The following is a 13,935-nucleotide window of genomic DNA, read 5'->3' on the forward strand; positions in this document are numbered from 1 at the left end:
CCCGCCGTGACCAGACCGGCCGCCGACACCAGCGCACTCCTGACCGCCGAGGATTCGCTGGTGCTCGCGTCCATGGACACACCGGTCGAGATGGAACTGATCATGGATTGGCTGGGCCAGCAGCGGGCCCGCCTGCCGCAGAACACCTTCGACGTGCTGAAACTGCCGGCGCGCACGGCGCCGCCGGGAGCCTTGACCGCGCTGGTCGAAAAACTCGAATCCTGCGACGACCGGTCGATCGTTCCGGTCCGTGTCTTCTGGCTGCCCCCCGCCGACCGGGGCAAGGTGGCCAAGGTGGCCGCCCTGCTCCCGGGCCGGGACCCCTACCACCCCAACCAGCGTCAGCAACGGCGCATTCTGCGCACCGAGCCGTGGCGGGCCCGGGTGGTGGCCGGCGAGTCGGCCAGTGTGTCCGAACTGCGCCGGCAATGGCGCGACACCACCGTCGGTGAGAACACCCACGAATTCGCTGAGTTCGTCACCCGGCGGGCGCTGCTGGCGCTGGCCCGGGCCGAGTACCGGATCCTGGGGCCGCAGTACAAGTCCCCACGCCTGGTCAAACCGGAGATGTTGGCGTCAGCGCGATTTCGGGCCGGCCTGGAGAAAATCCCCGGCGCCACGGTGGAGGAAGCCGGGCACATGCTCGACGAACTGGCGACCGGGTGGAGCCAGGCATCGGTCGACGTGATCTCGGTGCTGGGCAAGATGCTCAGCCGCGGGTTCGACCCGGACTTCGACTACGACGAGTATCAGGTCGCGGCCATGCGTGCCGCGCTGGAATCTCACCCGGCCGTGTTGTTGTTCTCGCACCGGTCCTACATCGACGGGGCCGTGGTGCCGGTTGCGATGCAGGACAACCGGTTACCTCCGGTGCACATGTTCGGCGGGATCAACCTGTCGTTCGGCGTGATGGGGCCCCTCATGCGCCGCTCGGGGACGATCTTCATCCGCCGCAACATCGGCGACAACCCGCTCTACAAATATGTGCTCAAGGAGTACGTCGGCTACATCGTGGAGAAGCGGTTCAATCTGAGCTGGTCGATCGAGGGCACCCGGTCGCGCACCGGAAAGATGTTGCCGCCCAAACTCGGTCTGATGAGCTACGTCGCCGACGCTTACCTGGACGGTCGTAGCGAAGACATTCTGCTGCAAGGTGTTTCGATCTGCTTCGACCAGTTGCACGAGATCGCCGAATACGCGGCCTATGCGCAGGGCGCCGAGAAGACGCCGGAGGGCTTCAGCTGGCTCTACAACTTCATCAAGGCCCAGGGCGAGCGCAATTACGGCAAGATCTATGTCCGCTTCCCCGAAGCGGTGTCGATGCGGCAGTACCTGGGACCGCCGGACGGACCGCTGGCAGCCGACCCGGCCGCTAAACGCCTTGCGCTGCAGAAGATGTCGTTCGAGGTGGCCTGGCGGATCCTGCAGTCGACGCCGGTGACCGCGACGGGTCTGGTGTCCGCGCTGCTGCTCACCACGCGCGGGATGGCCCTGACACTCGATCAGTTGCACCACACGTTGCAGGACTCGCTGGACTACCTCGACCGCAAGCACACGCCGGTCTCCACCAGTGCGTTGCGGTTGCGCTCGCGCGAGGGTGTACGCGCCGCGGTCGACGCGCTGTCCAACGGGCACCCGGTGACTCGGGTCGACAGCGGCCGGCAACCGGTGTGGTACATCGCGCCCGCCGACGAGCACGCCGCGGCGTTCTACCGGAACTCGGTGATCCACGCGTTCCTTGAGACCTCGATCGTGGAACTTGCGCTGGCGCATGCCCGTAACGCGACCGGTGACCGGGTGGAAGCGTTCTGGGCTCAGGCGATGCGGCTGCGCGATCTGCTGAAATTCGATTTCTACTTCGCCGACTCGGCGGCATTCCGGGCCAATATCGCCGAAGAGATGGCCTGGCACCAGGATTGGGAAGTCCAGCTTGCCGCCGGGGGAGAAGCGGTCGAGCAGATGCTGTACGCCAAGCGGCCGCTGATGTCGGATGCGATGCTGCGGGTGTTCTTCGAGGCCTACGAGATCGTCGCCGACGTGCTGCGCGATGCCCCACCGGACATCAGCCAGAAGGAGCTGACCGATCTGGCACTCGGGGTCGGCCGGCAGTACGTCGCCCAGGGCAGGGTCCGCAGCAGTGAGTCGGTGTCCACGCTGTTGTTCGCCACGGCCCGGCAGGTCGTCGTCGACCAGGACCTGATCGCGCCGGCGGCGGACCTGACCGAGCGCCGGGTGACCTTCCGCCACGAACTGCGCAACATCCTGCGTGACTTCGCCTACGTCGAGCACATCGCCCGCAACCAATTCGTCGAGCGTGAATTCAAGATGCGGCAGCTGCGCTCCGGAGAACCGGAGTAGCCCCGTCCACAGTGGCGGGTTTGTCAACAGGCGCACCGATCACCGTGCCCGCGCCGGCACGATCCGTCGGTGCCGGCGGGCTCAATGGGTCTCAACACCAGCACGACCCGAGAGAAAGTTGAGCCAATGTTCGAAACATGGATGACCATCGTCGGCCACATCGTCAACGACCCCCAGCGCCGTCGCGTCGGCAGCGAAGAACTGATCAAGTTCCGGGTGGCCAGCAACTCGCGCCGACGGACCGCCGACGGCAGCTGGGAACCGGGCAACTCACTGTTCATCACCGTCAACTGCTGGGGCCGGCTGGTCACCGGGGTCGGTGCCGCGCTGAGCAAGGGCGCGCCCGTGATCGCGGTGGGTCACGTCTACACCAGCGAGTACGAGGACCGCGAGGGCAACCGGCGCTCGTCGATGGAGATGCGCGCGACCGCGGTCGGCCCGGACCTGGCCCGCGCGATCGTGCGCATCGAGAAGCCGAGCTACACCGGGCCGCACCCGGTCGAGAATCCGGCCGTCGAGAGCGCCGGCGGAGTTGCCGAACCGACCGAAGCCGCCGTCCCGGGCAGCACGGCCGAGGGCACCGACAGCGCCGCGGCGCTGCCACTGTCGGCCTAGCGCTTTCCCGCGGTGCATAGGATGGTCCGCGGATATCCAAAGACCAGAAAGGCAACACCGCGGCATGGCTGAGTTCATCTACACGATGAAGAAGGTCCGCAAGGCGCACGGCGACAAGGTGATTCTCGACGATGTGACGTTGAGCTTCTACCCGGGCGCCAAGATCGGCGTCGTCGGCCCCAACGGGGCGGGCAAGTCGAGCGTCTTGCGGATCATGGCCGGACTGGACAAGCCGAACAACGGCGACGCTTTTCTGGCTACCGGCGCGACGGTAGGCATCCTGCTGCAGGAGCCGCCGCTGAACGAGGAGAAGACGGTCCGCGGCAACGTGGAGGAGGGCCTGGGCGAGATCAAGGTGAAGCTCGACCGCTTCAACGAGGTCGCCGAGCTGATGGCCACCGACTACTCCGACGAGCTGATGGAGGAGATGGGCCGGCTGCAGGAGGATCTGGACCACGCCGACGCGTGGGACCTGGACTCGCAGCTGGAGCAGGCCATGGACGCTCTGCGCTGCCCGCCGCCGGACGAACCCGTCACCAACCTCTCCGGCGGCGAGCGCCGCCGGGTGGCGTTGTGCAAGCTGCTGCTGTCGAAGCCCGACCTGCTGCTGCTCGACGAGCCGACCAACCACCTGGACGCCGAGAGTGTGCAGTGGCTCGAGCAGCACCTGGCCAGCTACGCCGGGGCGATCCTGGCGGTCACCCACGACCGCTACTTCCTGGACAACGTGGCCGAATGGATCCTCGAGCTCGACCGCGGCCGCGCCTACCCGTACGAGGGCAACTACTCGACATACCTGGAGAAGAAGGCCGAACGTCTGTCGGTGCAGGGCCGCAAGGACGCCAAGCTGCAAAAGCGGCTGACTGAGGAACTGGCGTGGGTGCGCTCCGGCGCGAAGGCGCGCCAGGCCAAGAGCAAGGCACGCCTGCAGCGCTACGAGGAGATGGCGGCCGAGGCCGAGAAGACACGCAAGCTCGATTTCGAGGAGATCCAGATCCCGGTCGGGCCGCGGCTGGGCTCGGTGGTTGTCGAAGTCGAGCACCTGGACAAGGGCTTCGAAGGCCGCACTCTCATCAAGGACCTGTCCTTCACCCTGCCCCGCAACGGCATCGTCGGCGTCATCGGCCCCAACGGTGTCGGCAAGACCACGCTGTTCAAGACCATCGTGGGCCTCGAACAGCCCGACAGCGGCACCGTCAAGGTGGGCGAGACCGTCAAGCTGAGCTACGTCGATCAGACCCGCTCGGGCATCGACCCGAAGAAGACGGTGTGGCAGGTCGTCTCGGACGGACTTGACTACATCCAGGTCGGACAGACCGAAGTTCCGTCGCGGGCGTACGTGTCGGCATTCGGGTTCAAGGGGCCCGATCAGCAGAAACCGGCGGGGGTGCTGTCCGGTGGTGGGCGCAACCGGCTGAACCTGGCACTGACCCTCAAGCAGGGCGGCAACCTGATCCTGCTGGACGAGCCGACCAACGACCTGGACGTCGAGACGCTGAGTTCGCTGGAAAACGCGCTGGTCAACTTTCCCGGGTGTGCGGTGGTGATCTCCCACGACCGGTGGTTCCTGGACCGGACCTGCACGCACATCCTGGCGTGGGAAGGCGACACCGACAACGAGGCCAAGTGGTTCTGGTTCGAGGGCAATTTCGGCGCATACGAGGAAAACAAAGTGGAACGACTCGGTGCCGATGCCGCGCGTCCGCACAGGGTGACCCACCGCAGGCTCACACGGGACTAATGTCAGTCTCGCCACGGCCGTGCTGAGTGGGGCGGTCGGGCAGCACCCGCGACGATGCGGCCGGTAGAAGCCGCTGAGGAGTGGGGCATCAACCGAGCGGTATCCGTCGCGAGTGGGGAGCAATCGGAATGACGATCGATCCCGGGGCCAAAGAAGACGTCGCGGCGTGGACCACGTTCACGCGCGGCGCTGAGATCCCTGACTGGGTGTCGAAGGCCTACCGAGACAGCTATCGGGGACCGCGCGGCGACGGGTCCCACGGCACGAGCGAATCAGGCTCGGTCGTCACCCCCAGCGTGCTGGATGCGCACTGCCGGCTGGCGCAGCACCGCCCGTCCGGTGAAAGCGCGGTCGCCGTCTACCCGGCCGAGGATGCGGCCGGCTTCGGACCCGCCCTGCAGGTGGTCACCGATCAGGGCAGCATGCTGATGGACTCGGTCACCGTGCTGCTGCACCGCCTCGGCCTGGGCTACACGGCGATCATGACGCCGGTGTTCGAAGTGCGTCGCGACCCGTCGGGGGAGCTGCAGCGCGTCGAACCCAAAGCCGACGACGCGTCGCCCTACGTCGGCGAAGCCTGGATCCATGTCCAGCTGTCCGCGTCGGTCGACCGCAAAGTCCTCGCCGAGGTCGAGCGGTTGCTGCCCAAGGTGCTCGCCGACGTGCAACGCGTCGCCACCGACGCGGCGGCGATGATCGACACGCTGGGCGAGGTGGCCGCGGCCGTCGACGACAATCCCGACGGCCGCTATGAAGCACCCGACCGCCAGGAGGTGGCGGCGCTGCTGCGCTGGCTCAACCGGGGCAATTTCCTGCTGCTGGGCTACCAGCGCACCCGGGTGCAGGACGGTCTGGTCGCCGGTGACGGCTCCAGCGGCCTCGGCGTGCTGCGGGCCCGCTCAGGCACCCGCCCCAGGCTCACCGACGAATCCAAGCTGCTGGTGCTGGCGCAGGCCGCCGTCGGCAGCTACCTGCGCTATGGCGCCTACCCCTATGCCATCGCCGTCCGCGAGTACGCCGGCGCCGGTGAGGTGTACGAGCACCGCTTCGTCGGACTGTTCACCGTCGCGGCCATGAACGCCGACGTGCTGGAGATCCCGACGATCTCGCACCGGGTTCGCGACGCGCTCACCCTGGCCGGCAGCGACCCCAGCCATCCCGGCCAGCTCCTGCTCGACGTCATCCAGACGGTCCCGCGGCCGGAGTTGTTCACCCTGAGCGCCGAGCAGCTGCTGGCCATGGCGAAGGCCGTCGTGGACATGGGCTCGCAACGGCGGGCGTTGTTGTTCCTGCGCGCCGACCGGCTGCAGTTCTTCGTCTCGTGCCTGGTGTATCTGCCCCGCGACCGTTACACCACCCCGGTGCGCCTGCAGATCGAGGACATCCTGGTCCGCGAGTTCGGCGGCACCCGGCTGGAGTTCACCGCGCGGGTCAGTGAATCGCCCTGGGCGCTCATGCATTTCATGGTGCGGCTGCCGGAGGACTCGCAACCGGGCTCGGTCGACGTCTCCGAAGCCAACCGCAACCGCATCCAGGCACTGCTCAGCGAGGCCGCCCGGACGTGGGCCGACCGGCTGACCGCCGCGGCCCCCACCGCCGCCGTCAGCTACGCCGACGCCGAGCACTATGCGACCGCCTTCTCCGAGGCCTACAAGCAGGCCGTCACGCCGGCCGAGGCCATCAACGACATCGCCGTCATCAAGGAACTCAGCGACGACTCGGTCAAGCTGGTGTTCTCCCAGGGCGACGAGCACGGGCTCGCCCAGCTCACCTGGTTTCTGGGCGGGCGTACCGCCTCGCTGAGCCAGTTGCTGCCGATGCTGCAGAGCATGGGCGTCGTCGTGCTCGAAGAGCGGCCGTTCACCGTCACCCGGCCCGACGGACTGCCGGTGTGGATCTACCAGTTCAAGATCCAGCCGCACCCCACCATCCCGCTGGCGGCGACGGACGAGGAGCGCGAGGCGGGTGCGCAACGCTTCGCCGATGCCGTCACCGCGATCTGGCAGGGCCGCGTCGAGGTCGACCGCTTCAACGAGCTGGTGATGCGCGCCGGGCTGACGTGGCAGCAGGTGGTGCTGCTGCGCGCCTACGCAAAGTACTTGCGGCAGGCCAACTTCCCCTACAGCCAGTCCTACATCGAGTCGGTGCTCAACGAGCATCCCTCGACGGCGCGCTCGCTGGTCGCCCTGTTCGAAGCGCTGTTCCACCCGAAGTCCGCGGGCAGCGGCCGCGACGCGCAGACGGCGGCCGCCGCAGTGGCCGCCGACATCGACGCGCTGGTGAGCCTGGACACCGACCGCATCCTGCGCGCCTTCGCCTCGCTGGTACAGGCCACCCTGCGCACCAATTACTTTGTGACACGCGAAGGTTCGGCCCGCAGCCGTGACGTGCTGTCGGTCAAGCTCAACGCGCAGCTGATCGACGAGCTTCCGTTGCCGCGGCCGAAGTTCGAGATCTTCATCTACTCACCCCGGGTCGAGGGCGTGCATCTGCGGTTCGGCCCGGTGGCCCGCGGCGGGCTGCGCTGGTCGGACCGCCGCGACGATTTCCGCACCGAGATCCTGGGCCTGGTCAAAGCGCAGGCGGTGAAGAACGCCGTCATCGTCCCCGTCGGAGCCAAGGGTGGCTTCGTCGTGAAGCGGCCGCCGCTACCGACCGGGGACGCCGCCGCAGACCGCGACGCCACCCGCGCCGAGGGCGTCGCCTGCTACCAGTTGTTCATCTCGGGACTGCTGGATGTGACCGACAACGTCGACCACGCCACCAAAGCCGTCCACCCGCCACCGCAGGTGGTGCGCCGCGACGGCGACGACGCCTACCTGGTGGTGGCGGCCGACAAGGGCACCGCGACGTTCTCCGACATCGCCAACGACGTCGCCAAGTCCTACGGTTTCTGGCTCGGTGACGCCTTCGCCTCGGGCGGTTCGGTGGGCTACGACCACAAGGCGATGGGCATCACCGCCAAGGGTGCGTGGGAGGCGGTCAAGCGGCACTTCCGGGAGATCGGCGTCGACACCCAGACCGAGGACTTCACCGTCGTCGGCGTCGGCGACATGAGCGGCGACGTCTTCGGCAACGGCATGCTGCTCAGCAAGCACATCAGGCTCGTCGCCGCCTTCGACCACCGGCACATCTTCCTGGACCCCAACCCCGATTCGAGGACGTCCTGGGTGGAGCGGCACCGGATGTTCGAGCTGCCCCGCTCCAGCTGGGACGACTACGACAAGTCGCTGATCAGCGAGGGCGGCGGCGTTTACAGCCGCGACCAGAAGGCGATCCCGATCAGCTCGCAGGTCCGCGACGCCCTCGGGATCGACGGTGACGTCACCGAGATGGCGCCGCCGAACCTGATGCGGGCGATCCTGCAAGCGCCGGTGGACCTGCTGTTCAACGGCGGCATCGGCACGTACATCAAAGCCGAAACCGAGTCCGACGCCGACGTCGGGGACCGCGCCAACGACCCGGTGCGGGTCAACGGGCACCAGGTGCGGGCCAAGGTGATCGGCGAGGGCGGCAACCTGGGGGTCACGGCGCGGGGCCGGGTGGAATTCGACCTGTCGGGCGGCCGCATCAACACCGACGCGATGGACAACTCCGCCGGTGTGGACTGCTCCGACCACGAGGTCAACATCAAGATCCTGATCGACTCCCTGGTCACCGCCGGCAAGGTCGATGCCGGCGAACGCACGGCGCTGCTCGAGTCCATGACCGACGAGGTCGGCTGGCTAGTGCTCCAAGACAACGAGGACCAGAACGACCTGATGGGCACCAGCCGAGCCAATGCGGCCAGCCTGCTCCCGGTGCACGCCGACCAGATCAAGTACCTGGTGGCCGAGCGCGGCGTCAACCGTGAACTGGAGGCGCTGCCGTCGGAGAAGGAGATCGCCCGGCGCACCGAGGCTGGTCTCGGGCTCACCTCGCCCGAACTGGCAACGCTGATGGCGCACGTCAAGCTGGCGCTCAAAGAGGACCTGCTGAACACCGAGCTGCCCGACCAGGACGTGTTCGCATCCCGGCTGCCGGCCTACTTCCCGAAGCCGCTGCGGGAACGGTTCACCCCGGAGATCCGGACGCACCAGCTGCGCCGCGAGATCGTGACGACCATGCTGATCAACGACATGGTCGACACGGCCGGCATCAGCTACGCCTTCCGGCTCGCCGAAGACGTCGGTGTCCCACAGATCCACGCCGTGCGCACCTTTGCCGCCACGGACGCGATCTTCGGTATCGACCACATCTGGCACCGCATCCGCGCTGCCAATCTTCCTGTCGCCCTTTCGGACCGGTTGACCCTGGATACCCGTCGGCTGATCGACCGCGCCGGGCGGTGGCTGCTCAACTACCGGCCGCAGCCGCTGGCCGTCGGCGCCGAGATCAACCGGTTCGCGGCCAAGGTCAAGGCTCTGACGCCGCGGATGTCGGAGTGGCTGCGCGGAGACGACAAGGCGATCGTGGAGAAGGAGGCCGCGGAGTTCACCGCCCAGGGCGCACCGCCGGACCTGGCCTACCGCGTCGCGGCCGGGCTGTACCGCTACAGCCTGCTCGACATCATCGATATCGCCGACATCACCGAGATAGAGACGGCTGAGGTGGCCGACACTTACTTCGCATTGATGGACCGGCTGGGCACCGACTCGCTGCTGACGGCGGTATCGGAGCTGCCGCGCACCGACCGCTGGCATTCGTTGGCGCGGTTGGCGATTCGCGACGACATTTATGCGTCGGTGCGGTCGCTGTGTTTCGACGTGCTGGCAGCGGGGGAGCCCGACGAAAGTGGTGAGCAGAAGATTGCCGAGTGGGAACACATCAGCGCGTCCCGGGTGGACCGGGCCCGCCGCACCCTCAACGAGATCCGGGAGAGCGGCGCAACGGATCTCGCGACGCTGTCGGTGGCGGCCCGGCAGATCCGGCGCATGACACGCACCAGCGGGCGGGCGTCGTCGGGATGAGCGTGGGATACGTCGCGGCCGTTCCGGTGCGGTGGTCGGACATCGACATGTACCAGCACGTCAACCATGCCACCATGGTCACGATTCTCGAAGAGTCGCGCGTGCCGTTCCTCTCAGAGCCCTTCGGCGCCGATATCGCCACGATCGGCCTGCTGATCGCCGACGTCCGGGTGACCTACAAAGATCAACTGCGCCTGGTGGATTCGCCGTTGCAGGTGACGATCTGGACGAAACGGCTGCGGGCGGTCGATTTCACGCTGGGCTACGAGGTGCGCTCGGTCAACGCCGACCCGGAGTCCAAGCCGGCCGTCATCGCCGAGTCGCAGCTGGCGGCCGTACACATCGAGGAGCAGCGCCTGGTGCGCTTGTCGCCTCATCATCGGGAGTACCTGCAACGGTGGATTCGGTAGCCGAGCGCGGGCTGTGGCTGGCCGACCCGGCGCACCGCGCGGACCTGGCCGCGTTCGTCGACCACGCGAAGCGACTTGACGAGGCCGCGGTCATCCGGATCCGTGCCCGGTCGGCGGGCTTGCTGACCGCCTGGGTGGCAACGGGTTTCGATGTGGTGGCAAGTCGCGTGGTGGTGGGCACAGTGAAGCCCGCCGACATGTCGGTGGCCGCCGACGCGCTGGCGCGTGGGCTAGAGGCGGCCTCCGAAGCGGGGTACGTCGACCCGGGATTCGCGATGGATTCGGCGTGGCGCGGCGGGCTGCCGCCGGAATCCGGCTTCAACCACCTCGAGGACGTACCCGCGAAGCTGATGCTGGATCTGGCGCATCAGGGGGCGGATCTGGCCAAAGAGCATGGCGGTGGCCATGGGCCGCCGGTCTCACTGCTGGACCAGGAGGTGCTCGAGGTCAGCTCCGGCGACGTGGTGGTGGGCGTGCCGATGCGTTGCGTCTTCGCTTTGACCGCAATGGGTTTCCTGCCGCAAACGATCAGCGACGACGACGAGATCGTCCGGGTGCGGATCTCGCCGGCCTGGCTGCGCATCGATGCCCGGTTCGGGTCGGTGTACCGGCGGCGCGCCCACGCGGCGCTGATGGTGCACTGAACGCTTGAAATCAGGCCGAGTTTTTCAGGCCGTCAGGTGCCGTAGACCATCCACAACGGCAGCACGGAGTTCAGGTAATCCATGAACTTCTTCAGTCCCACGCGGTGCTGCCCGTAGCCGTACGGGTCTTCGGCGTACTCCGGGAAAGCGATGCCCAGGCCGAACAGCCCGGGGGCGATGATTCCGTTCTGCGGGTTGTAGTGCAGCGGCCCCCACTGGGGCGTCGCGGGCAGCGTCCGCGGCGCGAAGCCCACGGTGTAGATAGCCCGGTCGCACTGCTGTAGCTTCTCTTCGAATTCCGGGCCCGCAACCCAGTACCGCTCCAGCCGGTCGGGATACGCACCGTCGATGTTCTCCCGGGCCCAATCGGCTGCCCGGCCCTTGAGGCCAGTGTCGTCGAAAAGAATCCAATCATCGAGGTAGACAGCGTATTTCAAGGGGCTGCGGTAGAAGTTGATCACCTTCGCCACCGGTAACCGCAACAGGTGCGGCAGGGCGATCATCGTCGAGTGCGACGAGCCGAAGACCGCGACGGTCGCCCCGTCCAACTGCTGCGCGGCGAGCTTTTCCGGGTCCAGGGCCACATCCACCGGTATCTCCTCGAGGTGCGGATACGACAGGCTCTTCGGAATCGCGCCGACCGCAAGGACGACGTTCTGCGATTCGACCTCGCCGAGTTCGGTCTCGATCCGCCATCGCCGGTTCGCCAATGTCAGCGTGGTCGCCGTGGTCTGGAAGATGTCGACGCGATCTCGCAGGTGTCCGGTGACCCATTGCAGCGGGTCGGCGACCAGGGCCAGGGCGCACGTCTCGTCGGGATCCACTTCCTTCAGCGGCAACGGCGGCGCCTCGGAGAACCGAAATGCTTTGGAGCCGTTCAGATACTCCAGGAAGGTCCCGACGATGGTGTTGCTGGACACCGCCCGCCACTTGCTGCCCAGGTCTCCCGCGGCGAAGGCCGGATCGATCCACGCGATCTTGTCCTCTGGGACTCCGTGGTCGAGCAGTCGTCCGACGGCGGCGATGCCTGCGGGTCCCGCTCCGATCACTGTCCATGCGTAGGGCGGTGTCATGCAATACGTATATCCGAGGGGGTGACGAGGGACCAAACCGTCAGAAGCAGTTCGGCAGCGAAATATGCACGTCAGCGGGACCTGCTCGGCAGGAGCCTTCGTCGCAGCGGGTGGCCGCTTTCAGGTCCGGGACCAGCATGCTTCTTCCGCCCTATTGCCCTGTATTTGAGCGCATTTCGGAACATGCACGATACATCTGTGTCGTCAGAGACAATTCCGTATTGCTCCGGGGAATTTTGCTCGAATGTTTGGGTTCGGTCGTGCATTCTCCAAAGATGTGCAGTGGCGGGACTTGGGCTACCCATCCAGTGCAGCACGGCTGCTGAGGCTGCGAACGATCGATCGGGAAAGGAACCGCGATGACGAGCATGCTGGCGGTGCCTCACATGATGACCGCGGCGGCCGGAGACATGGCCGAGATCAGCGCGTCGCTCAAGCAAGCCGAACGGGCTGCGCTGGGCCCGGCGGCCGGTGTGGCGGCGGCGGCCGCAGATGAGGTCTCAGCGGCAATAGCTGAGTTTTTCAGCACATACGCCGGCGGGTATCGGGCACTGAGTCGGCAAGCGGCGGCATTCCATGACGCTTTCGCGGAGGCGCTGAAAGCGGCCTCCGACTCGTACGCCCAGGCCGAGGCGGTGGCGTCGGCGTCGTTGGTAACGCTGACCGAACCAGCGCAGATGCTGCTTGCAGGTCTTCCTGGGCGCGCCACGGCAGCCACGCAAGCACTACTGGCCGTGCCGCCGCCGGTGCCCGTGGACGCTGCGTTGATTCTGAGCGAAAGCGGTGTCCCGACACCTTCGGCCGAGTACATACAGGACGTCTACACCAAATACGTTGTGCCGCATTTCCCGTCGGCGACTGCGCCGCAGGGTGTGTCGACGCCGAACGGCCTGTATCCGTTCACCGGTATCAAGGATCTGACCTTGGACATATCGATCGCCCGAGGGTCGACGATACTGACGGACGCAATTGTGCAGCAGCTTGCGGCCCTCCCCCCTGGCAGCTCGATCGCCGTGTTGGGGTACTCGCAAAGCGCCGTGCTCTCCTCGGTCGTCATGCCACGCCTGCTGGCCGAAGGCGTCACCAATGCGCAAGTCAATTTCGCATTGTTGGGCAATCCGATGAATCCCAACGGCGGTGTCTCCGCGCGCTTCGCCGGGCTTACTTTGCCCAGCCTGGGTTTCACCTTTTACGGCGCCACGCCGGACAACGCCTTCCCGACCGTGAACTACACGCTCGAATACGACGGTTTCGCCGACTTCCCACGGTATCCGATCAATTTGCTTGCCGATCTCAACGCTGTCATGGGAATCGTATTCGTGCACGGCGACTACCAACACCTGACGCAGACTCAGATCGACACGGCAATTCAACTGCCGACCGAAGGTCCCACCCAAAGCACCTACTACATGATCCCGACGGAGCGCCTGCCCCTGCTGGAACCCGTGCGGTTCATTCCCTACGTGGGCAACCCGCTTGCCGAACTGCTGGAGCCCAACCTTCGGGTTTTGGTAAACCTCGGCTATGGCGACCCATCGCATGGGTATGACACGGGCCCGGCTAACGTACCCACGCCGTTCGGGCTGTTCCCGCCGGTGAGCCCGCTCACCGTGTTGGACCACCTGACCGTAGGCACCCAGCAGGGCATTATCAATGCTGTCAACGAGATTCAGTCCCAGGGGCCGCCACCGCTGCCGCATATTGCGCCGTCGGACATCACGAACAACCTTCAATCGAACATGCCATGGTTGAGTAATCCGGGAGCGCTGACCTCCGTGTCACCGGTATCGGCGGCCAAAGACGCGATCCTGGCGCTCCAGGCGGCGAACACTTCGATAAGCGCTGGATTTGTCAAAGCGTATTCGACGGCATACGCGACTTTGCTTCCGACAGCAGATATCGCCAGTGAAATCGCTTTCACTCTGCCCAGTTATGATCTGAACTTGTTCCTGAATGGAATGATGCGGGTTGTCGATGGTGAAGTAATAGAGGGGCTGATTGAAGCGATCGGATACCCGATCGCTGCCAACGTAGGACTCGTCACACTCGCAGGAGGCTTCCAAGTCATAGTTATTGCTTATGCATTGGACACCATTCTATTTGGAACACCGCACCCTCTGCCGTGACTCTGCGGCGCGCGCCTTG

General features: G+C 66.1%; 8 protein-coding genes. 7 read left to right on the forward strand and 1 reads right to left on the reverse strand.

Annotated features, from left to right (window positions below):
* Positions 1 to 6: 6 nt before the first annotated feature.
* The 6 genes from AO501_RS11710 to AO501_RS11735 all read left to right on the forward strand — a co-directional run bounded on the left by AO501_RS11710 (position 7) and on the right by AO501_RS11735 (position 10,717).
* Positions 7 to 2,358: a glycerol-3-phosphate 1-O-acyltransferase gene (locus AO501_RS11710; protein ID WP_055577859.1), complete on the forward strand. Its 2,352-nt coding sequence runs from the start codon at positions 7 to 9 to the stop codon at positions 2,356 to 2,358.
* A 126-nt stretch (positions 2,359 to 2,484) separates the two neighbouring features.
* Positions 2,485 to 2,973: a single-stranded DNA-binding protein gene (locus tag AO501_RS11715; protein ID WP_055577860.1), complete on the forward strand. Its 489-nt coding sequence runs from the start codon at positions 2,485 to 2,487 to the stop codon at positions 2,971 to 2,973.
* Between the two features lie 64 nt (positions 2,974 to 3,037).
* A complete protein-coding gene (ettA, locus tag AO501_RS11720; protein WP_055577861.1) occupies positions 3,038 to 4,714 on the forward strand; it encodes an energy-dependent translational throttle protein EttA in 1,677 nt (558 codons plus the stop codon).
* Between the two features lie 128 nt (positions 4,715 to 4,842).
* A complete protein-coding gene (locus AO501_RS11725; protein ID WP_055577862.1) occupies positions 4,843 to 9,663 on the forward strand; it encodes an NAD-glutamate dehydrogenase in 4,821 nt (1,606 codons plus the stop codon).
* Positions 9,660 to 10,073 carry an acyl-CoA thioesterase gene (locus AO501_RS11730; protein WP_055577863.1) on the forward strand — a complete coding sequence of 138 codons (414 nt, stop codon included), beginning with the start codon at positions 9,660 to 9,662 and terminating at the stop codon, positions 10,071 to 10,073. Before AO501_RS11725 ends, AO501_RS11730 begins: the two co-directional genes overlap by 4 nt.
* Positions 10,061 to 10,717, forward strand: a complete 657-nt coding sequence (locus tag AO501_RS11735) for a hypothetical protein (RefSeq protein ID WP_055577864.1) — start codon at positions 10,061 to 10,063, stop codon at positions 10,715 to 10,717. Before AO501_RS11730 ends, AO501_RS11735 begins: the two co-directional genes overlap by 13 nt.
* A gap of 32 nt (positions 10,718 to 10,749) precedes the next feature.
* Here the strand turns inward: AO501_RS11735 and AO501_RS11740 are convergent, their stop codons facing one another.
* On the reverse strand, positions 10,750 to 11,766 hold the full coding sequence (locus AO501_RS11740) for a pyridine nucleotide-disulfide oxidoreductase (RefSeq protein WP_055577865.1): 1,017 nt from the start codon (positions 11,764 to 11,766) through the stop codon (positions 10,750 to 10,752).
* A 383-nt stretch (positions 11,767 to 12,149) separates the two neighbouring features.
* Here AO501_RS11740 and AO501_RS11745 point away from each other — a divergent pair, with 383 nt between their 5' ends.
* Positions 12,150 to 13,916: a PE family protein gene (locus AO501_RS11745; protein WP_055577866.1), complete on the forward strand. Its 1,767-nt coding sequence runs from the start codon at positions 12,150 to 12,152 to the stop codon at positions 13,914 to 13,916.
* Positions 13,917 to 13,935 lie beyond the last annotated feature (19 nt).

This window comes from Mycobacterium gordonae, from assembly GCF_001417955.2.
Taxonomy (GTDB): Bacteria; Actinomycetota; Actinomycetes; order Mycobacteriales; family Mycobacteriaceae; genus Mycobacterium; species Mycobacterium gordonae_B.

Coding starts and splice junctions, on each gene's coding strand:
- AO501_RS11745 (WP_055577866.1), top strand. CDS start 12,150: ATGACGAGCATGCTGGCGGTGCCTCACATGATGACCGCGGCGGCCGGA.
- AO501_RS11725 (WP_055577862.1), top strand. CDS start 4,843: ATGACGATCGATCCCGGGGCCAAAGAAGACGTCGCGGCGTGGACCACG.
- ettA (WP_055577861.1), top strand. CDS start 3,038: ATGGCTGAGTTCATCTACACGATGAAGAAGGTCCGCAAGGCGCACGGC.
- AO501_RS11730 (WP_055577863.1), top strand. CDS start 9,660: ATGAGCGTGGGATACGTCGCGGCCGTTCCGGTGCGGTGGTCGGACATC.
- AO501_RS11715 (WP_055577860.1), top strand. CDS start 2,485: ATGTTCGAAACATGGATGACCATCGTCGGCCACATCGTCAACGACCCC.